Genomic DNA, 25,952 nt, shown 5'->3' with positions numbered 1-25,952 from the left:
GGTTCACCCGCATTTACCCGCAGTTTATTGTGGGTATGCTGCTCGCATTTTTGGCGCTGTATATTACAGGCACTGCCTTTCCTTCTGTAAAAACCACTATTGGTAATTTCTTTTTCGTGAGCACCATGAAAGATTACATGGGCTACGTGGTTCCAAGTATCCAAAGTAACCTCCCGGTTTGGTCATTATCATTCGAAGTTGGCTTCTATGTATTGTTTGCCTTTACTATTGGCCGCAATCAAAAGAAAGCTTTACTGTGCTGGTTTGCTATGTCGCTTATTGCTATACCCATTTATTTTTTAAGGACCGATCGCGATGTGTTTACCCACATTGTAGCCGTATTTGCATTTTCATCAGTGTGGCTTGTTGGATATTATATTTACCAATACCGCGACTATTTCTATGCGGAAAAATATACCGTGCTTTTTAGCCTGGGCATATTGCCGTTAATTTCACGTATGCAATTTTCGCCAAATTTTTACGACCCGCTCAAATATTTTATCTTCTCAATATTCTGCATACCGTTCTTCAGGTACTGCTTGCAATTGCCACCGTCAGGAAAAAAAATCAAACTGGGTTATGTGATGATTGCACATACCATTTTTGTTATCATAGCGCTTACAATCAGGTATATGCCCTTAAAAAACGCAATAGTATACAGTACGCTTGCCTATGTTTATATGGGTGTAGGTTATCTTATTGATGTGTTAAAAATAAAAGACAAAGTTGTAGGTTTCATCAACAGATCGGGCAGCTTTATGGGGAAATATTCCTATCCGTTGTATATTACCCATTATACTGTCCTTTTTGTTTTTTCAATACTCATTCACAACGTAACGGTGTATCTGCTGGTTAGTTTACCTGTTATTCTTTTAATAACTTATGTGCTCGAAAATTCGTATCAGCCAGTGATAACCCGCTATTTCACAAAAAACAAACAAACCGCAGCAATTAGCGGCGCTAGCGAAGTTTACACTAATGTTAGTTCAGTTCCATTGTGCGTAAATCCGCCGGTTGCCACACAATAACTAAATACCACTAATATTTAATAAAGCGATCCCTCGTTAATATTGCAGATAGCAAATGATAAAAAATAATTACTTTTGCTTATCTGCATGAGCGACACTAACAATTATACCGATAACACTTTTAACCTGTACCAGGCTTATAGCTACACCCTATTGCTACAGGTTGAGCCAACCTCATTTAGCTATGCGGTTGTAAATGATACGCACTTGCTGGTTTCGGCACAAAACTGCGATCTGCAGGAGCTTTTTCAGCCAATGGCCCTGAACGATTTATTGTCGGCCACTTACAAAAAGGTCATCATCGGTATGCCGGCTTCAGGTCTGACGCTTATTCCTAACAGCCTGTTCCGCGAGGAAAGGGTTTCGGGCTTTGCACGTTTCCTTGATGTTAAAGAAAACGAAAAAGTTTTCGCTCAACCGCTCGACGATATTAACGCCATAATTTATAAAACTGACGCCGGCCTTATATCGGCAGTTGAAAGATTTGGACTTCAAAATGCGGTTTATACAGCTAAAGGGTGGATAAAAGCTATCGCTAACAGCAACCCGCCAAATAACAATTTATACCTTGATGTAAGTAAAGATAAAGTGCAATTGCTTTATTTTTCGTTGAAAACACTTCGTTTTTATAACACTTTTGATTTTAGAAGTGAGGATGAACTGGCCTATTTCGCTTCATTTGTTACCGAAGAACTCAACTTAAAACCCCAAAACATTACGCTTGTTATCAGTGGTGATGTTGCCGCCGGCGATAAGAACCTTATACGCCTCGCTTACTTTTTCCCAAAAATTGAACGTAACGGATTAAAAGTGCTCGAACTTCCCGGTCAAATTCAATCACATAAATTGCTGTCACTGGCTGCTTTATCGTTATGCGGATCATCGGTGGCCGTTTAAGGGGGTTAAGGCTGAATCCGGCGAAAAACCTGCCCGTGCGTCCAACTACTGATTTGGCCAAAGAAGCGCTTTTCAATATCCTCCAAAATAAAATTGAATTTGAAGACATCCGCGTGCTTGACCTGTTTAGCGGCACCGGAAACATATCAATGGAGTTTGCCTCGCGGGGAGCTGCGCAGGTGATATCTGTTGACAGAAGCATCCAATGTGTGCATTATCTTAAAGATACTGCCCGCCAGCACGGTTTAACTAATATTAAAACTTTCAAGGACGATGTTTTTAAATACCTGCAGCTGGAAACCGACCAGTACGACTTAATATTTGCCGATCCCCCTTATGATATGAACCAAATTCCGGAGATTCCCAAAATAGTTTTCGAGAAAAACTTGCTGTCGCCTGGCGGTTTATTGATTGTTGAACATCAATCAATGCAAAATTTAAGCAATCACCCGGCGTTTAGTGAGCAGCGCAAATATGGGCATTCTTCTTTTTCGTTTTTCAACAATTAAGTGTAACTTAAAGGCAATTTTAGTAGTATAAAGAACACACACTAAATACATTTAAATATCATTCCCCCTAATGATTAGAGCCGATTCCAGCAGCATGCCACCCAAAGATAATACCAAGTACTGGTTAGCATGCATTGTTATGATTATTGCCGCACTTGTACAATGCTACAGAACAATACACGACTTGCACTGGGCCAGCGAGCCCGATTTTGATCGTGACATCGCATATATCCGAACAACCCTAAATGGCAACTACGGGCAGGATGCTAATTACGCCGGCCAGTACATGTGGTATAACCCCCTATTATTTTTATCCGAAACGCTTATTGTAAAACTTACCGGTTTGCCAATTAATGTTGTAGTGGCAAGGGCGGGTGCGTTTATAAATATACTGAGCCCGATTGCCTTCCTTGTAATGATGATTAAGCTATTCGATTACAGGGTGGCGCTGGCAGGGTTACTTGCTTTCTTATTTTTTACAAATGGCAATTTACCATGTTGGGGTTCGGCCACTTATTCCCCATGGCTCATATCCGATTCGTTTGTACAGTTTTTATTTTACATAAACATAATCCTTTGCTTCAAAGCGTATTCCACTCAGCAAATGGGCTGGTTTATTGCGCTTGGGGCCTCCATTGGTATAACTTTTCTTGGCCATTCGGCGCCAACCATTATCGTTATCCTGTTGCTGGTAATACTACAATTACAAAATACAATTGCGGCTCTTAAAGCTAAAGAATACAACCAGGTAACAAGATACATCTTACAAGGTGTTATTACAGCCATACCATTTTTATTGTGCGCATTTCCGTTTCTTTATTTCGTATGGGGTAAATATGATTTCCATTTTGTTAACCGTGCAATCCTGGAATGTGCACCCGGCATTTTTGAAAGAAAACAATCGGTAGCACTGCTAAAAGCAAACCTCAACGTCAGTCTGTTGGTCGCGATTGTTGGTGTTATTTGGTTCTATTTAAAATTCGAAAACGGAATTATTAGAAAAATACTGTTTAACTGGCTGGCTATTACGATGATAATGTACCTGTATGAATCGGTGATCCCCACATTAAACCGCTTAAATATTATTCACCTTCCTGATACTATTCCGGCATTTCATTACTTTTTTTACTTAAAGGCGCTGCAGTCTGTTTTCTTCGCTTTTGGGTTTATCTTTTTATTGCAATTGGTTTATAAAAGGGTGATAGGCGCAGGTAAAACAAAAAATAGTGGCACAATTTCAACTAATGTTTTTATCGGTATATCGCTGTTATTTGCAGTAATCTATTTCCCGGTATACAGCAACCGGTACGATTTTTCAGACCTAAGGCAGGCAGCTATCGATAAGGGTAATGAAAAAGACAAAATAGAGATCTACAATTTTATCAGCAAAAATGTACCGCTTAATAACGTATTGCTCTGTGAACACGATTTGTCATTGTTTCCGGTGATGCCTACGGCTATTAAAATGGTTTCTGTTGAAACCTATTTCTCAAATCCATACATCAGTTATGATCAGCGAGAAAGCGACAGAAACGCTATGCTAAGTTATTTGAGCACATCTGCCCCGGCAAATGCTGCAAAGTTATTCCAGCATTATAATGTGAGCATAGTTTTGTTAACCAATAAAGACTATGCAAGGTTTAAAGCGCCATCTTTTGCCGATAACAAAGTGATATTTAAAAACAGTTCGTTTACGCTAATGTCGTTCGGGCTGAAGAAAGATAGCACATCAACGAAATTATAACACCCCCACATATTGACATTTCCTTTGTAGAGACGCGATGCTTCGCGTCTCCCGTTGACAGGTAACCGATAACGTCGCTTTAATAAAACACGCTCAGAACTGCATCGTTTAAGACGCGAAACATCGCGTCTCTACGAGGTTAAATACAAAAAGCCCGGACTTATTACTAAATCCGGGCTTTAAAATATGTTTACGGTTCGTTGATTACTCGGCGGCAGGAGCTTCTTCAGCGTCAGCAGCTTTCTTTTTTGGGGCTGCTTTCTTTTTCGGAGCTTCTTCAGCTACGGGAGCTTCTTCAACAACAGTTGCTTCAACCGGTGCAGCTTCTGCTACTGGTGCTTTTGCTTCAACAACTTTTTTCTCTGCTTTTACTTTTGGTGCGGGCGCTGCATCTTCTGCAACAGGCGCAACTTCCAAAGGCAATACAGATACGTATGAACGGTTGTCTGCTTTCTTTTTGAATGTTACAATACCTTCAGCCAAAGCGAATAAGGTGTGGTCTCTGCCAATACCTACATTCAGGCCTGGGTTGTGTTTTGTACCACGCTGACGAACGATGATGTTACCTGCAATTGCCGGTTGACCACCAAATATCTTGATACCTAAACGTTTGCTATGTGACTCGCGGCCGTTTCTGGAACTACCGGCCCCTTTTTTGTGTGCCATTTCTTAATATTTTTTATGATCCACCAGCTGGCGGATTCGATTAAACTTTAATTATAATGTTATACCAGTGATCTCTATCTTGGTAAATTGCTGACGGTGACCGTTTTTCTTTTTGTAACCTTTCCTTCTTTTCTTTTTGAAGATAATTACTTTATCACCTTTTAAATGAGACACTATCTTAGCAGAAACTTTAGCACTTTTTAAATCAGAACCTAATTTAAATTTACCTTCGTTTTCAGCTAACAATACGTTGTCAAATTCAATACTAGCGCCCTCATCACCCTGTAATCTGTGTACAAAGATCTGCTGGTCTTTTGCAACTTTAAATTGCTGTCCGGCTATACTTACTATTGCGTACATTGTTTGTTAATTATTGTTTTAAAATTCGAGGTGCAAATATAGGAATTCATATCGCAATAAACAACACCTCAATTACTTTTTATTCTTTTCTTCTGCTTCGCCTAAAACACGCTGTATTTCCTTAATAAAGGTCTCATTGGCATCTTTCAGCTTCAGGTCACGGTCAAATGATTCATCAAACCACACCTTTTTACTTTTGCGCTGATAGTTAAATTCTATATAATAGCGTAACGGCTTCCCTTTAATTTTGCTGCTATCGCCCAGTTCCTGTACCGGAAAATCCCAGAAGCCAAGCTCGGCCGCTTTTCGGTGCAGGTAAAGCAAATCGCTGCTATGCAGCGGCAAATTAGTCTTTACTAGCGAGTCTTTACGATTCAGGTATTGATAATCGCCGGTTGCAGAGTTATACGTATTTACCATACTATCGCTGGTGCCATATTTAAACACAAATGATTTAAACTCGCTAAACTTGTACGGCGCATTTTTTATCATATGGCTATAATAGTAAACGCAGTACAATAGGAACGGAACAACAATTGTTAAAGTAAAGAATATTTTTTTCGCCTTGTCAGACATATTTAAGCAGTTAGTGAATTAGTGATTTGGTGAATTAGTGATTTAATGAAATAATTCATGAATTGAAAAGTTATCTATTTTTTGATGATACAGTTTTTCTTGATGCTGATGCAATTTGTAGAATTTGGTTTGCTTCACCTGATAAACAGTTAAGTTCCGATGATTTCACAACTTGCGCTTCGACCAAAATTTCCATCCAAAATACTGATTCATCGGCTTCCTCAACTACAATGGATAGCTTGGAATGAAATTCGGCTTGTGACCTTGCACGACAGGCTGCACGGTAGTTCGCTCCTACTGATGATGAAGACCGCAATAATTGTCTGCCAATGATTTTTGCTTCCTCGGTCTTTGGTAAAGTGCGAAAGAACTTAATATTATCAACCACAAATTTCTTAGTGCGATTGCGCAATATTTCCGCAAAATCGACTTTAGAACTATTCTCATTCATAATGTATTAATTTGTTAATATAAAACAGATGCTTATACAATCACTAATTCACTAATTCACTAATTCTTTCTTCTGTTAATTCATTTTCCCATTTGCTCACAACTGCCGTCGCCATTGCATTTCCTAAAACATTCGTTGCAGAACGCCCCATATCAAGCAAAGGATCAATACCAAGAATTAACGCTAACCCGGCTTCAGGTATATTAAATAAAGGTAAGGTACCGGCAATCACCACCAGCGATGCACGCGGTACACCTGCAATGCCTTTGCTGGTAAGCATTAATATCAGTAGCATGGTAACTTGTTGCCCAATGGATAAATGCATATTGTATGCCTGTGCCAGGAACAGGGAGGCGAAAGTCATATACATCATAGAACCGTCGAGGTTGAAGGAATAACCCAGCGGTAAAACAAAGCTCACAATTTTGTTGCTGCAGCCGAAACGTTCAAGTTCCACCAATACTCTCGGATAAGCAGCCTCGCTGGTCGAAGTGCTGAAAGCTATAAGCATGGCGTCCTTTATCTTACCAACCAGGTTGAATACCCGTTTGCGGAGCACCACAAAACCGGCAAAAATAATAACTGCCCAAAGCACGGTAAGCGAAAAATAAAACTCGCCTATAAAAACGGCATAGGTTGATAAAACGCCAAGCCCCTGTTTAGCAACCACTGCAGTAATACCGCCAAACACCGCCAAAGGTGCCAGCATCATCACGTAGCCAGTTATTTTCATAACAACATGGGCCAGTGCATCCATCGCTTTTATTAGTATCTCTCCTTTTTCGCCTATTGCGGCAGTCGCTATGCCAAAAAATATCGAGAAGACTACAATTTGCAGTATCTCGTTTTTAGCCATTGCATCGAAAAAGCTTTTCGGGAATACGTGGTCGATAAAATCTTTAAACGAGATACCCGACTTTTTAATACCTGTGGCTAAATGGCTATCGGGCAATGGTAAGTGCATTTCGGTACCGGGTTGAAAAAGGTTAACCAGCAGCATACCCAATAAAAGTGATACCAGCGTAGCGCTTAAAAACCATAACAGCGTTTTGCCGCCAATACGCCCAACCGCTTTTATATCGCCAACCTTGGCAACACCTACTACCAGCGTTGAAAACACCAGCAGCCCCACGATCATTTTTATAAGGTTAAGGAAGATGGTTGTTAAAATGGTGAAGCCTTCCAGCTTGTCTTCGCGAAGCGTGTCAGCAGCTTTCCGTAAATCGGCCTGGGCGGCGCGTTGGGCCTTAAGCGGTTTAAACGCTGCAGTAGTACTATCGGTTAGCGCCAGCCGGGCATCCAGTTTTTTAATGCTGGCCTCAGCGGCGCTTAAATTTCTGTTGACAGAATCTATAACATAAATGTTATAAAGGTACCCTGCCAGCACGCCTAATATAAGCGCGATAAAAATATACAGCGTAAGTCTGCTTTTTTGCATACAGCTAATTTAGCCTGCAAAAGTAATAAATTTTTGGTCCGAAAGTCGGAAAGTCCGGAAGTCCGGAAGAAGCTGCAATTAGTTGGTGAGCCGAAATATATCTTATCAAACTATTTCTTTCGGTCTTTTCTGACTTCCGGACTTTCGGACTTATATTTTCTTTACTTTAAATGAACCGTCGGGCGCCTTTATCATAAATCCATCGATGGTTCCTTTTGCATTGGTCGTAAAAGAATGGATATTGAACACCACCTCATAAAAAAAGAAATCAGTATTACTGCTGAAATGCATCAGCCATGGCGATGGTGAGCTGCTGTCATGGAACCATAATTTGCCATTCTTTTTAAAAATGGTCACCGATTGTTCCGAGTCGTCGCGAAATTTATATTTGCCGCAATACTTGTTTGTAATGCTATCGGGCACGTTTATTTCCTTTTTTAAAACAGGTGTGTAAAAACCTTTCCATCCATAAACCGTCGCCACGCTATTAGTAATTTCTTCGGTGATGTCGATATAGGCAGCCAAATCGGTATTTGCCATAATTACAACACCATTGCCATCCTTTACCGATGCGTAATAATCAGCCACAAACCCTTCGTTCAACCCGTCGTGATGAAAATATTTATCATTTCCTTTTTGTTCGATAAAAAAACCGGCGGCGTTATCCTTCCCAACCTGCGGGCTAAACATTTGCCTGATAGTTGCAGCCGAAAGTATTTTGTTGCTCTTATTTTCGAGTGATAACTGCAATTCTATAATAAACTTTGCGAGGTCGGTTGGTGTAGTCCAAAGCGATGCACCGCATGCATCTTCAGGATAAATATGATACTTGCATCCAATATCTTTTCCATCAGACCGATATGCCGTTGCCAGGTTAGTTTTCTGTTTGGCTGTTAGCTGAGAATAATAAAAAGTGTTGGTCATAGCCAAGGGATTAAAAACGGTTTTGGCCATGTAATCGGCATATGGCTGCCCGGTAATATCTTCATCCATTAAACCAGAAATAGTATACCCGCCACCGGAATATTCAAATTTTGTCCCGGGTTCAAATAACGACCGCACCGCCGGGGAGTTTGCCGGTGGCCGGCCATCAAGTATCTGTATGATATTTGGCAGCGGTTGCCCCCATTTATAGCCATCAAAGCCATGTACCGATAAGCCGGCCGTGTGGCTAAGCAGTTGCAGGGTTGTTATTTTTTTGCCTTGACTTATCGAATCGTATGGAAACTTCCATCGCTTCAAATAATCGTTTATATCACGGTTCAAGTCTAGCTTTCCGTCCTGCACCAGCTTCATGGTTCCCACAGCGTGTATAGACTTACCTACGGATGCGGGTTGAAAAAGCGTTGCTGAGGTTACAGGAATTTTTAACGCTGTATCGGCCCAGCCGTAACCCTTAACCCATTCAATTTTATAATTATTTATTATGGCTATGCTCAAGCCATTTATATGGTAGTAGGCCATCCTGGCGCGAATATTCCAGCCAGTGCTGTCTTGTATTTTTACCCAGCCGCCCAGGTTGTTCTCTACTTTGTTCATTCGCTTTTTTACTTCCGTCGGGTACTGTTTCAGTGTTTGTGCATCTGCAGTTATTAGCGTAATCATCAGCGCAAAAAACACATTAAATACTTTCATGTTTTATTTTGATAAATAGTTAAACTGGTAAATTTTATCATCACTGTTAATATATTTTTTGGTGTAGCGGTTAAACACAGCGAAAGATTGTTTTTTATCGTTCACCGTGAATTCGCCTGAAGTCAGTCGGAACGAAACCACATCTTTGTCGCTTTTTTACCAACCCGTCTTTTACCAGGTCGTTTACAATTGCCTGTTGTTGGGCGCTGTTCCTTGCTTCGTTTTGGCTGGCCGCTTTCTTTTGTTGTGCCCATAACAAATGATTTAGCTTGTCAAGCAAGGGCGCATAATCATTAAGCCGGTTGGTTGGGGTTAACTTGCCGTTTACGTAAAGCCTCGGCAACAGGTCGCCAATCTGTATCAATTTAAAACGGGTGCCATCCGGGCCCGTTGAAGCAACTGTATTCAGCGGGCTTTCTTCGTTTTTCCCATCGATCGCTGAAAAGGTTGTTTCGCGGCCATCGGCCGAAACACCTTTTTTAACCTGGCTAAATGAACTGTGTGCTATCAAAACTCCAGCGGCGGCTATCCATAAGTTTAATTTTATTTTGTTCATGATATTTTTATTTGATGGCTCAAAACTATTGTGCCGCCGGTCAAACATGCCTATAGAAAAGCTTCAGAAAATGTTCAGGTTTTCTGTGGGATAAAAGTCAACCTTGTTTTTGCTATTTTTGAGAGATGATTGAACAGCCATTTCTAATAAACGACCTGTACCTGGTAAACCCGCTGCTTGGCCTTGTAAAGCAAGGTAACCAGCCAAAAGAGTCGAGGCTTGAGCCGAGGCTGATGCATTTGCTTTGTGTACTGGTCGAGCATAACAGGCAATTGGTAACCCGTGAATTACTTACAAAAGAGGTATGGGATAATTATGGCAATGCCGATGAAGGGCTTACTCAGGCAGTATCGTACCTGCGTAAGATTTTTAATGATAACGATAAAACGTTGATTGAAACCGTTCCTAAAAAGGGTTATGTCCTAAATGCGGTAATTCAAACTACAGTGCATCACGAACGAAAGGAAACGGTCATTCCAAAGGCCAAAATTCAACAGGTATACTTAATTACTGCCATTTTGATAGTAATCCTCGTCGTATCCGGCTATTTTATCTTCAAACCCGCCAAAAATAACAGGCAACCGGCGGACGTAATTGAAAATACCCGCCAAAACAATCCCGGTGATGGCAAAACTCCATCCACCAATCCTGATAAAATACCGGATACAGCCAAAAATCCAAACGCATCGCCTGATGTTAAGAAATAACCGGCCGTAACCGGTTAATAAATTATCTATATCTTCTCTACCACCACAGCCGTTCCGTAGGCCAAAACCTCGGTAACACCCTGCATTACCTCGTTGGCATCGTAACGCATATTGATAACGGCATTTGCTCCATGTTGCTGGGCATGTTGCATCATTAACTGGTAGGCTTCCTCGCGGGCAGTTTCGCATAACTCAGTATAGATGGAATTTTTACCGCCCACCAGTGTTTGCAATCCGCCCATAATATTGCCGCCGAGTCCGCGTGAGCGAACCGTGATACCCCTGATAATTCCCAAATGCTGGGTTATTTTGTAGCCTTCTAAACTTGTGCTTGTTGTAACTAACATGATCTTTAAGTTTTGTTTATTTGATGCTGATAAAGTGAATTTGTTTCTAAAGATTACCTTTTTTTATTTCATTAACGGCGTAGTTGGCTGCCCGGGCAGTAATCGCCATAAAAGTTAGCGATGGGTTTTGCGTCCCTGTCGATGTCATACAGGCGCCATCGGTAACAAATACATTTGGGCAGGAGTGCAACTGATTCCATTTATTTAATAACGAGGTTTTAGGGTCGTGGCCCATGCGTACGCCGCCGACCTCGTGTATATCGAGACCCGGCGCTTGCTTGCTGTCGTTGGGGCTGATGTTTTTGCAGCCTGCTTTTTCAAGCATCTCCGCCCCCTGTTGTAAAAAATCACGCATCGATTTTTCGTCGTTATCGTCATAATCAACCGATACGGTGAGCAAGGGTATCCCCCATTCGTCTTTTTGCTCTTTGCTCAAATATACACGATTTGTTTCCTTCGGGATGGTTTCGCCCTGCATCATCATATAAACACCCCAGTCGCCGGCTTCTGATATGGCATCTTTATATTCTGCCCCTATTTGGTTACCGGGTGTATAGTGTCCCCAGCCGCCCCGGGTTGCCGAATAAAACACCATGTAGCCGCGTAGAAAATCAGTCTCCTGCTTGTGCACATTCCTGAAATTCGGCATCATCACGGCAGTTGGGCGGCGGCCGTAATAATAGGTATCCTCATACCCCTCCATCCGGGCCGATAACGAGCCCCGGTAATTTTGGAACGCGATGTATTTGCCCAGCAAGCCATTATCATTACCCAACCCGTTAGGAAAACGTGACGAGGTTGAGTTAAGCAATATCAGGTTGGTGTTTAGCGCAGCAGCATTTACAAAAATAATTTTAGCATAATATTCTGTCGCCTGTTTAGTATGGGCATCAATCACCCGCACACCTGTAGCTTTTTGCTTTTTATCATCATAAATGATGGAATGCACAACCGAGTCGGGTAAAATGGTGAGATTGCCGGTTTTGGCCGCTGTTGGCAAAGTTGACGAATTTGAGCTAAAATACCCGCCAAACGGGCATCCCCGTTGGCAAAGATTACGGGACTGGCACTGCCCGCGACCCTGCGCCAAATGTACTTCTTTAGGTTTGGTTAGGTGAGCACAACGGCCTATAATAACATTCCGGTCGTTATAATTGGCCATTATGCGTTGCTGCATAACTTTCTCCACGGTGTTCATCTCCCACGGGGGTAAAAACTCACCGTCGGGCAGGGTTTCCAAACCGTCGTGGTTACCGCTGATGCCTGCAAAGCTTTCTACATAGCTATACCAGGGCGCCAAATCATCATACCTTATTGGCCAATCTACCGCAAAACCATCACGAGCGGGCCCTTCAAAGTCAAACTTGCTCCAGCGTTGGGTTTGCCGGGCCCATAAAAGCGATTTACCGCCGACCTGGTAACCCCGTATCCAATCAAAAGGTTTCTGCTGAATGTATGGATGGTCTTTATCTTTCACAAAAAAGTGTTCGGTGCTTTCGTCAAACGCATAGCAGCGGTTAACTACCGGATTTTCTTCTTTTAACTTTATTGGCAATTCGCCATGATGTTTAAAGTCCCATGGATTTTTCGTAGCTGTGGGATAATCCTTTAAATGCACCACATTTTTCCCCCGTTCCAAAACCAGCGTTTTTAAGCCGCCTTCGCAAAGTTCTTTAGCCGCCCAGCCCCCACTAATGCCCGATCCGATAACAATGGCGTCGTAGGTATGATTCTTATTGGCGGTGTAGTTAAAATCGGGTGATGACATAATCTCAGGGAACTAATTGGTTAGCTAAAATAACAAAATAGTTTTGGGAGTTTCTCATTCAAAACGAGCGTAAACTCAAATTGCTGCTAAAAGCACCTTCACTGTTGTTTTTAATAATGCGACAAAAACGCTGGGCAAAAAAAATAGGGGCAATTTACATTGCCCCTATTTTAAATTATTATAAATAATTCCCTTATTACTTCAATCCGCTTAAATAAACAAGACTTGCCGGAACCTGAGTTGCCACGTTATCGCTTTCGTCTTCAAGATAGTAATGAACTATCCCCGTTGTTTTTGCCATTTTTATTACGGCCGGGATGTTAATTTGACCGGTTCCCAAAGTAACGCTATTTTCCGGCGCTGTAGTTCCGGATAAATTGCCTTCCACACCTTTTTTAAGGTCTTTCAAATGCATCAGCTTAAAGCGGCTGGCGTACTTATCAAGTATTTCGACAGGGTCTTGTCCGGGGAAAAATGTCCATAAGACATCCATCTCGAAGTTTACATACTCCGGGTCGGTTTGCTCAACCAGGAAATCGAACAAAGAACCGTTTCTGAAAGGCTCAAACTCAAAGCCATGATTATGGTAAACCAGGGCAAGGCTGTATTTATCTTTTAATATTTTTCCAACCTTGTTAAAATTATCAATACCTTTTTGAGCCTCTTCCTCGGTGAATGCTGCTTTATGCGGTATACCAGCCACCCGAACAAAACTTGCACCAAGTGTTTTAGCGTTTTGAGCTACTTCATCTGTTTTATTAACAAGGTCTTCATAACTTACCCCGAACGAAGAGCATTTGATGCCTCGCGCGTCGATCAGCGCTTTAAGTTCAGCAGCAGTTTTTCCAAACAGGCTCGAAAATTCGATATCTGTAAACCCGTTCGCTTTAATCATGTCAAGCGCTGCTGCAGGATCTTTTTCGAAAACCTTGCGATACGTGTAAGAAACAACACCCGGCTTTTCTGGTGTTGAGTTTTGTGCAAAACCGCTTTGCACAGCCAGCAAACAAACGAAGGCTGCTGCGGTAAATTTGATGTGTTTTATAAAATTAGTTGTCATATGATATTTAAATAGGCCATAAACATACTAAATAACCTATTATGATGGATTTTAAAATCGCATTTTTATAAATTTGACAATGCTGCAAATAAGCGAATTGTATATCTACCCTATAAAATCACTATCGGGCATAGCGATAAAAAGCGCAAAAATAACCGACAGGGGTTTTGAAAACGACCGGCGTTGGCTGCTGGTTGATTCCGAAAATCGCTTTTTAACACAACGCGAACATCCGCAAATGGCGTTGTTGCAGCAAGCTATAGAAAACAATGTGCTAAAGGTAATCCACAAAGTAAACAAGCAATCGTTTTCTATTTCTATCAACAACCCGTCAACAGGTAGCAAAGTATCTGTTACCATTTGGGACGATATCTGCGAAGCCGAATTTGTAAGTGATGAAGCCGACCGTTGGTTCTCGGCAATGCTTGGGTTGAATTGCCGGCTTGTTTATATGCCCGACGACACTCAGAGAATTGTTGATCAACGTTACGCCCCTGAAAATTCAGTTACATCGTTTTCTGATGCCTACCCGTTTTTAATTATCGGGCAGGCTTCCCTGGACGATTTGAATAACCGGCTTGCGGAGACTTTGCCAATGAACCGCTTCCGTCCTAATATAGTTTTCACCGGCGGCGAGCCGTATGACGAAGACCTTTACGGCCATTTTACAATTGGCGACATTAATTTTTACGGCGTAAAACTATGCGCCCGCTGTGTTTTAACAACTATTGACCAGGAGACAGCGAAGAAAGGAAAAGAGCCATTAAAAGAACTTGCATCCTATCGATTCAAAAATAATAAGATACTTTTTGGGCAAAATCTTGTTCACAAAGGTGATGGTAAAATTGTCATTGGTGATGCAGTGGTGGTTTTACAGGAGAATATTGAAGAGCGATTTTTAGTGTAATGATGAATAAAAAAAAAGCCGCCAATATGCTTAGCGGCTTTTTTTATTTTAAAACGTAAATAAAATTCGTGGTTGGAAATATTAAATTATTATGGTCTGAAACCATAAAGTTTCCATCAAATGAAGGCTGTATATCGCTAAAAAGTTTAACCGCATGGTTCGGAGCATCGATTTTGTATATCCCTCCGACTGACTGAAAGTACAATACGTCGTTAAATTTATAAATATAATTTGCCAATGTCGAGATGGAACTAAGGTAAGTTTGATAGGTATCGCCCCCGTCTTTTGATATCCAAAATAGTTGTGTTGGCTGTTGCGCGCTTTTGTAAACATATCCAGTCTTATCATCAACATAAAAAGCAAACATGCCATCATGTGGACCACCGGCTTTCACTACACCAGGTAACAGATTCCAGTGTTGACCTTTATCCGTGGATTTATATAAACCCAAAGCTTCGCCAAAAATATAAAACTCGCCTCCGGGTCCCTCTTGCGGAGTCCAGTAATTATCTGCTGGAAGGGTTAATGTACTCCATGTTAAACCGTTATCTTCTGAGTAATATAAAGATGCATATTTTACTGCGTAAAGCATTTTCCCGGTTGACGTATAAGTCATCGAGCCATATTGCTTACCTTTAAAAGGAACATTTGAACGCAGAACCCACGTATCGCCGTTATCTGCCGAGTAATATATGCCTTCATCAAATCCGTCGGCCATGACCTGGTTTTTGCCGTCCGACCTGACAGCTTGAAACCTATGATTTGCACCAAGAGCCTTTACAGGATACCAACTGGCCCCTTCATCATCAGAATAACGCATCGCATTTTTACTTGATGCTCCAAATGCGGCGAATAATCTGCCCGAACCTGTTTTACAAAATGTAGTGTTGGAAGTATAAGACGGGGTGCAAGCGCTGTAATTTAAACCGGTGGTTAAAGGCGTACCTGTAAAATTAAATATAACTGAATCTATCCTTTTGCCCGATGCCTGTTCTATCAAAGTCGCCTGGAATGTTTGAGCCCCGGTATTTCCAGCCAACCTGTAGTAGGCTATGGTTGTCCCATTATTCTCAAATCCGCTCGTAACTGGCAAATCTGCATTACATCCCGAACCCCTGAATTCGACGGAATAATTGTTTGTATTTATGCCATTACCCGTGAGTTTTACTTTAATAGTATCCGACGGAAAAAAACCCACTTTTGCGGTTTGATTATTGCCGGAAACTATAGACAACTTAGGATTACTCGAACCATTATCTACAGGCCCGGGCGATTTGCTTTTCGAACACCCTATAATAAATAAAACAATTAAAATAGACCAAAGTAAATATGGCTTCATATAGATAAAGTTTAATTCCAGCGAAAATAACATAAAACTACAAACATAATTGTGCCAATGTCATTGAACTATGTAATAGCTTTGATACATATATTTAAACAACACTAAATAAAACATTACCTTTACTTTAAGGATATCTATTGTAAAAGCCTGTTTGGACTTAACACAAATTCTTTTACTTATCTTTGTATGCGCTATTTTTAAATATGCTATCGAAAAAAACAAAGTATGCAATTAAGGCCCTGGTAGTGCTGGGGAAAAATGCAGATAAACCGCCAATGCAAATTTCAAAAATTGCTGAGGAAGAACGGATTCCCAAAAAATTTCTTGAACAAATATTGCTCGACCTGCGCAACGCTGGTTTCCTTTACAGCAAAAAAGGTGCAGGCGGCGGCTACAGCTTAAATAAAGACCCAAAAGATATTTACCTGGTGCAAATAATGCGCATCACCGATGGCCCCATTGCCATGGTGCCCTGCGCCAGCCTTAACTTTTACCATAGATGCGACGAGTGCCACCAGGAAACCACCTGCGGCATACGCGATGTATTTATAGAGGTAAGGGACGCTACCGTAAAAATATTATCTGAAACAAGCATAGCCGATGTTATCAGCCGCGAGAGCTCGCTCCTGCTGAATGTCTAAAAACAAAGAAACCGCCTCAAAAATGGAGCGGTTTCTTTGTTTATAAGGTATTCGTTAAAAATTAAATCCAATTCTTGCAAATAACCTGCGTCCATTTTGCCCCATTTGTACGGCATCAAAAGGTCCGCCGGTTTCATTGTTGTAGGCATAGCCTTTTGCAGCTATTACTGCGCCAAGTACAGGGTGTATATTGAATAAATTATCACTGCCAATTGAAATGTGTGCCGATTTACTTAGTTTGTAGGTAAAGTACAGGTCGCTTACTACTTTCCCGCTGTAGGTATATTGATCCGGCACTGTGGTATTGGCGTCAGCATCTAACGGAACTACCGGGTGAATACCGTCGAAGTTCTCACCGTAGCCAAGCAATACGATCTTACCAAAATAGGTAAAACGTGTGCCTGCGGTAAACTTCTTGTAGCTATACTCAGGGTTTAGCGAAAGCTTTTGCGGTGGTGCCGAAGCTAAAATAAACTTCTGTTCGCGGTCGCTCAAAAAAGTTTGTTTCAACAAATCGGTACCGCTCAATTTTTCGGGATAATTGATGTTGTTGATTTTCATATGCTGAAAATTACCTGCAAATAGCACCCTGATACGGCTATCACCTATTTTCTTGTTGTATTCAATAACAACATCCAAACCGGTATTTGTTGTATTTACCGCATTGGCAAAAAACTGCGCAGCCGAAACATGCAATGCATTAAGAGCGGCTAAGAAACTAGGATCAAGTGTTTGATCACTTGCACTAAACTGGCCTGATAGAACAACCCGGTCTTTTACCTTAATTAAATAGCCATCGGTAGTAATGCTCAGTTCGGGTACGGGTTTAAAGGTGAAGCCGATGCCCGCGTTTGTTGATGTTTCCTGTTTAAGGTTTGGAATACCAGCTGCTTTGGTGATAGGGCTGTAATTTGGTGCAATCTTCACTTCAGAAATAACGCCACCCTGCACATTAGTGTAGGATGAGCTATAATTTATCTGCTGCAACGATGGTGCCCTGAAGCCGGTACCAACCGAACCGCGAATATTAAAATTGTCGGTTATTTTATAGCGGGTGGCAAATTTGGTGCTGTAATTAAAACCAAAGTCGCTGTAATGCTCCAGCCTGTTAGCATAGTCGATTAGCCATTTTTTAGTGATATCTGCTTCCAGGTCTAAATAAATCCCCTCAACCGTGCGGTGAGCGTTCACAGCATCAGATGGTTGATAACCTGGAAAACCTTGCGAACCGGTAGCTTTGTCTTCGTTATAATTTGAATAAGAATCTGGCTCACCTGCATTTATTTTGTAACGCTCGTACCTGTATTCAGCACCTGCACCAATATTTAAACCGGCAAACACATCCTTTAAATGTTTGCTAAAGTTTAAGTTGGTTGTATTTTGTAAAAACTGCGAGCCGCCATCGTCGAAATGGGTTTTGTCAGCACCCTTGGATGCGTTAAAGGTTTTATCGCCAAAAAAATGAAAGGAGTTATTACCAATATTGTTGCTCAGGTCCCAATCCACATCTTTTCCAATGGTTCCTTTTAACCCTAAAGCTACTGACAGATCGGTATTATGGGTTTGTATAATGGGGTTATAGTAGCTATCGCCGTCAGGTGTATTAAAAATAATTCCCGGCACCGCTATCATATTTCCACCGGCGTCCGTTGGAAAACGCCCCGGCGAGCCCGAAAAATTCCTGGTGAAGGCATAATCATCCGAGTTTTTGCGGCTATAGCCACCAAAACTGTAAAAGGTTGTCCGGCTCCCGGCTATTGGCAGTTCGCTATTGTAAAACAAGTCAAAACTATTAGCCGAACCGTCGCCATTTGCACGCCTTACATTATTAAGCGGCAGGGCCTTGGGGTTTGAAAAAGCCGTGTCGTGTGTTTGCCTGTAGGTTTTACCATTATTTGCATAATCGGCCGACAGATTTATGAAACCATTGTTTTTACCTACTGCTATGCCATAGTTTGCGTCAAACGTAACGGCACTGCCGTCAATTGCGCCACCATGCGGGTACTGGCCTTTTGCCAGTGCATTACGGCTGTTAAATTCAGGATCGTAATAGCCCGAATAGCCACCGTTTATGGTAAACTCGCCTACATTTTTCTTTAATACCAGGTTAATTACCCCCGCAATAGCATCCGAGCCATATTGGGCAGATGCACCGTCTCTCAAGATTTCAACTCTTTCAATAGCAGCTGCAGGAATTGAGCTTAGGTCGGTTCCCGAATTACCGCGGCCACGGGTCCCGAATACCGAAACAAATGCCGTTTGATGCCTGCGCTTACCATTAATCAGTACAAGCGTCTGGTCTGGGCCTAATCCCCTCAGGGTTCCCAGTTCAACGTGATCGGCTCCGTCAGAGCCCGATTGTTTGTTGTAATTGAATGAGGGAGCAGAATAGTTTAGGATGTCGGTTATATCAAGCCTGCCGGTGCTGAGCGATGCTTTAGCAATATTCACCACATCAACCGGTACTGCTGTTTCAAGTTTAACACGCCCCGCAGACCGCGTACCTATCAAAACAACCTCGTTAAGCGAATTAACATCTTTTTCCAATTTCACGTCAAGGGAACTATTGTTACCAATCGTAATCGTTAAAAGCTTGTACCCGGTATATGAAAATACCAGTTGGTCGGTTGCTGCCGCAGCGATAGTAAATTGCCCGGCCGCATCAGTTGTAGTACCTTGCGAAGTGCCTTTTATCCTGATAGATACGCCAGGGATTGCGTCTTTGCTGAGGGCATCTGTCACGGTGCCTTTAACACTTAATTTTTGTGCTATTGCAATTTCCGAAACAAGGAAGAATAATGCAATAATAGTGAGTAAACGTTTCTTCATAAGGGGTAATTTAATAATAAAATAAGGTTTTCTTTTTTTCTAAGATAAGAAGTAATTATATATTTATCATTATTCCAGATAATTTATTGAGTATTTTATAAGAAAACAGTTCGTTATCTATTAAAATAAAAATTACAAATAAATATTTTTTACATATAATTAATAAAATATCGACAAACGTCGTAATATTTATAAGCTTTGAGGATCGACAATGGATACCTCAATATCAGCAAGACAATGTAACCAAAACGTAAAATCTGTCTTTTTTCAAATATATACGACAAGTTCCGTATAGTATATATATATTTGTCACTATAACATGAAAACGAGAATTTACAGTTACTGTTGGGTTATGATAAATTGCCAGATGCATGGCAATTGATGGAGGCTTAACGGGTATTCGTAAATAAAAACATAAGCCTCTTTAGCATTAAGCCGAAGGGGCCTTTTTATAGTACAAACTAACAGCACAATTATGCAAAGCTTTAGGACCGAGTTGGAGAATCCGGTAGTTGAAAAAGACATTATTGATCTTGAAAAAAAGATAAGGGCTTTTCGTGAAGGTAAAATTCACGACGAAAAGTTCCGCAGCCTGCGTTTGGCCAGGGGTATATACGGGCAAAGACAGCCCGGCGTGCAAATGATACGCATTAAGCTGCCTTTTGGCAAGGTAACCTTTAAACAGTTATTAAGGATTGCTGATATCTCTGATAAGTACGCCAGCAGTAACCTGCACCTTACTACCCGCCAGGATATACAAATACATTACGTAAGTCTTGATCGTACGCCGCAACTATGGGCTGAACTGGAACAGGACGATATTACCCTGCGCGAAGCCTGTGGCAACACCGTAAGAAACGTAACCGCCTCTCCTGCTGCCGGGATAGACCCGCTGGAGCCTTTCGATGTATCGCCCTATGCGCATGCAACGTTCGAGTATTTTTTGCGCAACCCGGTTTGCCAGGAAATGGGCCGTAAGTTTAAAATATCATTTTCATCGAGCGATGCCGATACCGCGTTTTCGTACATCCATGATATCGGTGTTATCCCGAAAGTAAATGCTGCCGGTGAGCGCGGTTTTAAAGTACTGTTGGGCGGTGGCCTTGGCGCGCAGCCATTACTTGCTAATATTGTTGAAGAGTTTTTACCCGAGGATGAACTTATACCTTATATAGAAGCTATCATCCGCGTTTTTGATCGCCATGGCGAACGCAACAACCGCAACAAAGCCCGTCTTAAATATCTTATTCAAAAAATCGGGTTAACCGAAGTGTTGCTGCTTGCTGATGCAGAGCGCACTGCTTTAAAAGTTAAAAAATATAAAGTAAACCGCGATGCTTTAAAAGACCCTGCACTACCTGCAGAACAAACATTTGCCGATGTGGCGGTAACCAATCCTTTCCGTTACGAGCAATGGCTTGCAACCAACATATTTGAGCAAAAACAAAAAGATTTTTACGGCGTATATATAAAGGTCCCAGTTGGCGATATCCCATCGGATAAAGCCCGCAAACTGGTAGCCGTGTTGCAGCCTTTGGTTGCCGATGAAATAAGGGTAACCCAAAACCAGGGACTACTCTTAAAGTTTGTACGCAAGGAAGCGTTGCCTGCTTTATATAACGGTCTAACCGAACTGGATTTATCTTCACCAGGTTTTGATAGCCTTGCAGATGTAACCACTTGCCCCGGTACTGATACCTGTAACCTCGGTATCTCAAACAGTATGACACTTTCGCGTGTGCTGGAAGATGTGATTTACAACGAATACGAGGACCTTATTTATAACAAGGAAATAAAAATTAAGATAAGCGGCTGTATGAACTCGTGCGGACAACATGGTTTGGCGCATATCGGTTTTCACGGTAGCTCATTGAAAGCGGGACTTAAAGTACTACCATCGGTACAGGTGCTGCTTGGCGGCGGTACGGTTGGTGATGGTGTTGGTCGCGCTGCCGAAAAAGTAATTAAGGTACCTGCAAAACGGGCCACACATGTGCTACGTAAAGTGCTTGACGATTACCAGGCCAGGGCAACTGAAAACGAAACCTTCCACGCCTATTACGACAGGAACGGCAAAGATTATTTCTACCAATTGTTAAAACCCCTTGCCGACCTTACAACGCTGACAGACGACGAATTTGTTGACTGGGGCCACCAGGAAACTTTTGCTACCGCAATAGGTGTTGGCGAATGCGCCGGGGTGATTATTGATTTGGTAGCCACATTGCTTTACGAATCGGAGGAAAAGTTTGGCTGGGCAAACGAAGCTTTTGCCGAAAACCGCTGGGCCGACGCTATTTACCACGCCTATAACACATTTGTAAGCTCGGCTAAGGCGTTGCTGCTTGATAAAAACATCAATACAAGCACACAGTCGGGAGTTATAAAAGAATTTGATAACAATTATGTAAATACTGGCGAGATCAATTTAGATGGCAGTTTTAACGATTTGGTTTTACAAATCAACAAAAACGAACCATCAGAAGAATTTGCGACCGCCTACCTGCAGGCTGCCGGCGAATTTTTAAATACTGTTAAAATAAAAAGAGAGGAATTGGTGCAACAATGATAGCTACATCAACAAACAAAAATATTAAAGAACCGCGTATTACGCTTGTAGGCGCAGGCCCCGGCGATGCCGACCTGATAACGCTTAAAGGCGTAAAAGCATTACAAACAGCCGACGTTGTATTGTACGATGCATTGGTTAATGCCGAATTATTGGAACTTGCTCCCGCACATGCTACAAAAATTTATGTGGGAAAACGCAGCGGCGACCATTCCTATTCGCAGGATGCAGTTAATAAACTGATGATTGATTACGCGATCAATTATGGTCATGTAGTGCGTCTGAAAGGCGGTGATCCGTTTGTGTTTGGTCGCGGTTTTGAGGAATTGGATTATGCTGCCTCATATAGCATACCGGCGCAGGTTATCCCGGGCATTTCAAGCTCTATTGGTGTTCCGGGTATGCAGCATATACCTGTTACCCATCGCGGTTTAAGCGAAAGCTTTTGGGTAGTAACAGGCACCACTGCCATTCATCAAATATCGCCCGACTTATATCAGGCGGCTAAAACCAATGCAACAGTTGTGGTTCTGATGGGTATTCATAAACTTGCGGAGATAGCCGAAATATTTAAAAGCGAAGGCAAGAGTAAATTACCGGTTGCAGTAATACAAAGCGGCTCGACAAAAGAGGAGAAGGTTGCGATAGGCATTGTAGACACGATTGTTGAAATTGTGGAAGAGAAGAAGATTACATCGCCCGCATTAATTATATTTGGTGAGGTAGTATCGCTGCACCCGCAGTTTGCACCTATAAAAGAATTTTATGACATTATTGCCCAGGAATAGTAAGCTGCCTGTTCAGGACGAAAAAACGGAAGGCAATCCATTGTTTCCCGTTTTTTTAAAGCTGAATGATTTGCATACGGTAGTTATCGGAGGTGGCAATGTTGGTTTGGAAAAACTGACTGCCATACTGAAAAACAGCCCGGAGGCAAAGGTGACCGTTATTGCCCTGGCCATTTTGCCCGAAGTGCATTTGCTTGCCGATAAGTACCAAAAGCTCAACATCATTCAAAAATCGTTTATCGATAGCGATTTGGACAACGCCGACGTGGTTATCGCCGCTACAAATGACAGTGAGTTAAATAATTTCATCAGGCAATCGGCGCACGACAGGAAACTGTTGATAAACGTTGCCGATAAACCCGAGTTGTGCGATTTCTACCTCGGCTCTATCGTTCAAAAAGGTGATTTAAAAATAGCAATATCAACCAATGGAAAATCGCCCACCATTGCCAAACGGCTTAAAGAGGTATTAAACGAAGGCTTACCTGACGAACTGGATATCACACTGCAACAAATGAGCGAATTACGCAATTCATTAGGTGGCGATTTTGCCTATAAAGTGCGAAAACTAAACGAAGTTACCTCCGTATTGGTTGAGCCTAAAGTGGTTGAAAAGAAGAATTTGATCTGGTATATCTGGGGCGCTATTATTCTTTCGTTATTGATTGCATTTACTGCCCTATGGTATAACGAACCGGGTTTCAGGGCCTATGCGCAAACCATCACGCCTGAATTTTACTATTTCCTGGCTGCAGGTTTTGTGTTCGCCATGATTGATGGCGCAATCGGCATGTCGTACGGGGTAACTTCTCAAACATTTTCCCTATCTATGGGAATACCGCCGGCGTCGGCAAGCATGGGCGTGCACCTTTCGGAGATCATGAGCAACGGCATTGCCGGCTGGATGCACTACCGGATGGGCAACATCAATTGGAAGCTGTTCAAAATGCTGGTTATTCCCGGCATCATCGGGGCGGTTACCGGAGCTTACCTGCTGTCATCATTGGAACACTACAGCCAGTACACCAAACCATTTGTATCGGTATATACATTGATATTGGGGACGGTTATTCTTTCGAAAGCGTTTAAACCGGTTGTGAAAAAATCGCACGAAAAAATCAAAAAGATTCCGTTACTGGGCCTTGGTGGTGGTTTTATTGATGCTGTTGGCGGCGGCGGCTGGGGTTCAATTGTGTTGTCAACTTTAATAGCGGGTGGTCGTCATCCGCGGTTTTCGTTAGGTACTGTAAAACTGTCCCGGTTTTTTATTGCCCTGATGAGCTCGATAACGTTTATCACCATGCTGAACAGTAACCACTGGGAAGCCGTAGCAGGATTGGTGATAGGCAGTGCTGTTGCATCGCCCATAGCGGCAAAAATATCGAACCGCATATCAGCCAAAGCTATAATGGTAGCTGTTGGCGTGATAGTAATTTTAATAAGTATAAAAAGTATTGTGGCCTTTATAACTAAGGTGATATAAGATGAGTGCACTTGCAGAACATATAAAACAGGAAACGGCAGGATTAAACCCGGTAGAAGCTTTAACGCAGTTATCGGATATTTTTCATGATGAAATAGTTTTCTCCACCAGCTTTGGTTGGGAAGACCAGGTAATAACGCACATGATATTTGCCAATAACCTGCCTATTAAAGTTTTCACGCTCGAAACCGGCCGGCTATTTCCGGAAACTTATTATGTGTGGAACCGCACCATGGAAATTTATGGCAAACCTATACATGCATACTATCCAAAAACCGAGCTGGTTGAACAAATGGTAAGCACAAAGGGGCCGAGCAGTTTTTATGAATCGGTTGAGAACCGTAAGGAGTGCTGCGGGATACGCAAAATTGAGCCGCTAAAACGCGCGCTGGCAGGTAACAAATGCTGGATAACAGGCATCCGCGCCGAACAATCGGCAAACAGGCAGTTTATGGACAATGTGGAATGGGACGAACAAAATAATTTAGTTAAATTTCACCCTATTTATAGCTGGACCTTAGACGAAGTAAAAGAATACATCAAAAAACACAATATCCCATACAACACATTGCACGACAGGGGCTTTCCCAGCATCGGCTGCGCACCTTGCACACGGGCAGTACAGCCAGGCGAAGACTTTAGAGCAGGCCGTTGGTGGTGGGAAGATCAAAGTAAAAAAGAATGCGGATTGCACGGGGTTAATGAAGTGATTGAAAAATGAGCACACATAAATTAGACTATTTAGATGAGTTAGAGGCAGAGGCTATTTACATACTGCGTGAAGTAGCCGGCCAGTTTGAAAAACCTGCCCTGCTGTTTTCGGGCGGCAAAGACTCGATTACATTGGTACGGCTTGCTGAAAAAGCATTCCGTCCCGGAAAATTTCCTTTCCCGTTGGTACATATTGATACCGGCCACAATTTTGCCGAAACTATTGATTACCGCGACCGGATGATTAACCGCATTGGCGAAAAGCTGATTATCGGTCACGTGCAGGATTCAATTGACGAAGGTAAAGTGGTTGAACAAAAAGGCAAAAACGCCAGCAGGAATGCATTGCAAACCGTCACGCTATTAGATACTATTGCGAAACATGGTTTTGATGCCTGCATTGGCGGCGCCCGCAGGGACGAGGAAAAGGCCAGGGCAAAGGAGCGTATATTTTCTGTTCGGGACGAATTTGGCCAGTGGGACCCCAAGCGCCAGCGCCCCGAGCTTTGGAATATATTTAACGGTAAGATACACAAAGGCGAAAACGTCAGGGTTTTCCCGATAAGTAACTGGACCGAACTTGATGTGTGGAACTATATCCGCCGCGAAAAAATCGAGTTGCCGTCTATCTACTTTGCACACGAACGCGATGTAATTACCCGCAATGGGCAGTTGATGGCTGCGTCACCATTTTTAAATATGGATGACGAAGATATCATCGAACGCCGCAACGTGCGCTTCCGCACCGTTGGGGATATGACCTGTACCGCAGCTGTAGAATCATACGCTTTTGAAATTGATGACATCATTGATGAAATAAGCGAATCGAAAATCAGCGAACGCGGCGCGAGAATGGACGACAAGGTGAGCGAAGCGGCTATGGAAGACCGTAAAAAAGGCGGTTACTTTTAATTTACGATTTTAGATTTACGAGTTACGA

Annotated in this window: 24 protein-coding genes; 12 read left to right on the top strand and 12 right to left on the bottom strand. The window is 42.2% G+C overall.

From position 1 onward, the window contains the following. Window positions 1-35 precede the first annotated feature (35 nt). From NAF19_RS12855 to NAF19_RS12840, 4 genes are all read left to right on the top strand, one after another. Window positions 36-1,028: a hypothetical protein gene (locus tag NAF19_RS12855; RefSeq protein ID WP_252790462.1), complete on the top strand. Its 993-nt coding sequence runs from the start codon at window positions 36-38 to the stop codon at window positions 1,026-1,028. An 87-nt stretch (window positions 1,029-1,115) separates the two neighbouring features. Beyond that, on the top strand, window positions 1,116-1,925 hold the full coding sequence (locus NAF19_RS12850; RefSeq protein WP_252790461.1) for a DUF3822 family protein: 810 nt from the start codon (window positions 1,116-1,118) through the stop codon (window positions 1,923-1,925). After that, on the top strand, window positions 1,901-2,434 hold the full coding sequence (rsmD, locus tag NAF19_RS12845) for a 16S rRNA (guanine(966)-N(2))-methyltransferase RsmD (protein WP_252790460.1): 534 nt from the start codon (window positions 1,901-1,903) through the stop codon (window positions 2,432-2,434). Before NAF19_RS12850 ends, rsmD begins: the two co-directional genes overlap by 25 nt. A gap of 70 nt (window positions 2,435-2,504) precedes the next feature. Further along, window positions 2,505-4,178, top strand: coding sequence for a hypothetical protein (locus tag NAF19_RS12840; protein WP_252790459.1), 1,674 nt, complete (start codon window positions 2,505-2,507; stop codon window positions 4,176-4,178). 204 nt (window positions 4,179-4,382) lie between these two features. Here NAF19_RS12840 and rpmA read toward each other — a convergent pair whose 3' ends face one another. The 7 genes from rpmA to NAF19_RS12805 form a co-directional block, all read right to left on the bottom strand. Next, complete coding sequence (gene rpmA, locus NAF19_RS12835; RefSeq protein ID WP_252790458.1) at window positions 4,383-4,844, bottom strand: 50S ribosomal protein L27; 462 nt, start codon at window positions 4,842-4,844, stop codon at window positions 4,383-4,385. Window positions 4,845-4,895: 51 nt separating this feature from the next. Further along, on the bottom strand, window positions 4,896-5,204 hold the full coding sequence (rplU, locus tag NAF19_RS12830) for a 50S ribosomal protein L21 (protein ID WP_091374057.1): 309 nt from the start codon (window positions 5,202-5,204) through the stop codon (window positions 4,896-4,898). A gap of 72 nt (window positions 5,205-5,276) precedes the next feature. Next, on the bottom strand, window positions 5,277-5,696 hold the full coding sequence (locus tag NAF19_RS12825) for a hypothetical protein (protein WP_252790457.1): 420 nt from the start codon (window positions 5,694-5,696) through the stop codon (window positions 5,277-5,279). Between the two features lie 154 nt (window positions 5,697-5,850). Beyond that, window positions 5,851-6,231, bottom strand: a complete 381-nt coding sequence (locus tag NAF19_RS12820; RefSeq protein WP_252790456.1) for a four helix bundle protein — start codon at window positions 6,229-6,231, stop codon at window positions 5,851-5,853. Window positions 6,232-6,274: 43 nt separating this feature from the next. Next, window positions 6,275-7,669, bottom strand: a complete 1,395-nt coding sequence (locus NAF19_RS12815) for a dicarboxylate/amino acid:cation symporter (RefSeq protein WP_252790455.1) — start codon at window positions 7,667-7,669, stop codon at window positions 6,275-6,277. Between the two features lie 150 nt (window positions 7,670-7,819). Then, window positions 7,820-9,304, bottom strand: coding sequence for a serine hydrolase domain-containing protein (locus tag NAF19_RS12810; protein ID WP_252790454.1), 1,485 nt, complete (start codon window positions 9,302-9,304; stop codon window positions 7,820-7,822). A gap of 94 nt (window positions 9,305-9,398) precedes the next feature. Beyond that, on the bottom strand, window positions 9,399-9,860 hold the full coding sequence (locus NAF19_RS12805) for a hypothetical protein (RefSeq protein ID WP_252790453.1): 462 nt from the start codon (window positions 9,858-9,860) through the stop codon (window positions 9,399-9,401). Window positions 9,861-9,985: 125 nt separating this feature from the next. Between NAF19_RS12805 and NAF19_RS12800 the strand changes: the two genes are divergently transcribed. After that, window positions 9,986-10,567 carry a winged helix-turn-helix domain-containing protein gene (locus tag NAF19_RS12800; RefSeq protein ID WP_252790452.1) on the top strand — a complete coding sequence of 194 codons (582 nt, stop codon included), beginning with the start codon at window positions 9,986-9,988 and terminating at the stop codon, window positions 10,565-10,567. Window positions 10,568-10,593: 26 nt separating this feature from the next. Here the strand turns inward: NAF19_RS12800 and NAF19_RS12795 are convergent, their stop codons facing one another. The 3 genes from NAF19_RS12795 to NAF19_RS12785 all read right to left on the bottom strand — a co-directional run bounded on the left by NAF19_RS12795 (window position 10,594) and on the right by NAF19_RS12785 (window position 13,742). Next, a complete protein-coding gene (locus NAF19_RS12795; RefSeq protein WP_252790451.1) occupies window positions 10,594-10,914 on the bottom strand; it encodes a YbjQ family protein in 321 nt (106 codons plus the stop codon). Window positions 10,915-10,960: 46 nt separating this feature from the next. Next, window positions 10,961-12,682: a GMC oxidoreductase gene (locus tag NAF19_RS12790; RefSeq protein WP_252790450.1), complete on the bottom strand. Its 1,722-nt coding sequence runs from the start codon at window positions 12,680-12,682 to the stop codon at window positions 10,961-10,963. Window positions 12,683-12,878: 196 nt separating this feature from the next. After that, window positions 12,879-13,742 (bottom strand): sugar phosphate isomerase/epimerase family protein, encoded by an 864-nt coding sequence (locus NAF19_RS12785; RefSeq protein WP_252790449.1) that lies wholly within the window; start codon window positions 13,740-13,742, stop codon window positions 12,879-12,881. Between the two features lie 79 nt (window positions 13,743-13,821). Here NAF19_RS12785 and NAF19_RS12780 point away from each other — a divergent pair, with 79 nt between their 5' ends. Next, the gene (locus tag NAF19_RS12780) at window positions 13,822-14,649 is read left to right on the top strand and encodes an MOSC domain-containing protein (RefSeq protein WP_252790448.1); all 828 of its coding nucleotides are present in this window, start codon (window positions 13,822-13,824) and stop codon (window positions 14,647-14,649) included. A 43-nt stretch (window positions 14,650-14,692) separates the two neighbouring features. Here NAF19_RS12780 and NAF19_RS12775 read toward each other — a convergent pair whose 3' ends face one another. Next, window positions 14,693-15,988 carry a beta propeller repeat protein gene (locus NAF19_RS12775; protein WP_252790447.1) on the bottom strand — a complete coding sequence of 432 codons (1,296 nt, stop codon included), beginning with the start codon at window positions 15,986-15,988 and terminating at the stop codon, window positions 14,693-14,695. 206 nt (window positions 15,989-16,194) lie between these two features. Here NAF19_RS12775 and NAF19_RS12770 point away from each other — a divergent pair, with 206 nt between their 5' ends. After that, on the top strand, window positions 16,195-16,632 hold the full coding sequence (locus NAF19_RS12770; RefSeq protein WP_252790446.1) for an RrF2 family transcriptional regulator: 438 nt from the start codon (window positions 16,195-16,197) through the stop codon (window positions 16,630-16,632). A gap of 54 nt (window positions 16,633-16,686) precedes the next feature. Here the strand turns inward: NAF19_RS12770 and NAF19_RS12765 are convergent, their stop codons facing one another. Continuing rightward, a complete protein-coding gene (locus NAF19_RS12765) occupies window positions 16,687-19,461 on the bottom strand; it encodes a TonB-dependent receptor (RefSeq protein WP_252790445.1) in 2,775 nt (924 codons plus the stop codon). Between the two features lie 475 nt (window positions 19,462-19,936). Between NAF19_RS12765 and NAF19_RS12760 the strand changes: the two genes are divergently transcribed. The 5 genes from NAF19_RS12760 to cysD are packed head-to-tail and all read left to right on the top strand — an operon-like array spanning window position 19,937 to window position 25,924. Beyond that, the gene (locus NAF19_RS12760; RefSeq protein WP_252790444.1) at window positions 19,937-22,030 is read left to right on the top strand and encodes a ferredoxin-like domain-containing protein; all 2,094 of its coding nucleotides are present in this window, start codon (window positions 19,937-19,939) and stop codon (window positions 22,028-22,030) included. After that, on the top strand, window positions 22,027-22,818 hold the full coding sequence (gene cobA, locus NAF19_RS12755) for a uroporphyrinogen-III C-methyltransferase (RefSeq protein WP_252790443.1): 792 nt from the start codon (window positions 22,027-22,029) through the stop codon (window positions 22,816-22,818). The genes NAF19_RS12760 and cobA overlap by 4 nt, the downstream gene beginning before the upstream one ends. After that, the gene (locus NAF19_RS12750) at window positions 22,796-24,301 is read left to right on the top strand and encodes a TSUP family transporter (RefSeq protein WP_252790442.1); all 1,506 of its coding nucleotides are present in this window, start codon (window positions 22,796-22,798) and stop codon (window positions 24,299-24,301) included. The genes cobA and NAF19_RS12750 overlap by 23 nt, the downstream gene beginning before the upstream one ends. A 1-nt stretch (window position 24,302) precedes the next feature. Continuing rightward, the gene (locus NAF19_RS12745; protein WP_252790441.1) at window positions 24,303-25,022 is read left to right on the top strand and encodes a phosphoadenylyl-sulfate reductase; all 720 of its coding nucleotides are present in this window, start codon (window positions 24,303-24,305) and stop codon (window positions 25,020-25,022) included. Next, window positions 25,019-25,924: a sulfate adenylyltransferase subunit CysD gene (gene cysD / locus NAF19_RS12740; protein WP_252790440.1), complete on the top strand. Its 906-nt coding sequence runs from the start codon at window positions 25,019-25,021 to the stop codon at window positions 25,922-25,924. The genes NAF19_RS12745 and cysD overlap by 4 nt, the downstream gene beginning before the upstream one ends. The last annotated feature ends 28 nt before the right edge of the window (window positions 25,925-25,952 follow it).

Source organism: Mucilaginibacter flavidus (assembly GCF_024055575.1).
Classification (GTDB): domain Bacteria; phylum Bacteroidota; class Bacteroidia; order Sphingobacteriales; family Sphingobacteriaceae; genus Mucilaginibacter; species Mucilaginibacter flavidus.
This window is presented reverse-complemented; position numbering and strand designations above follow the sequence as displayed.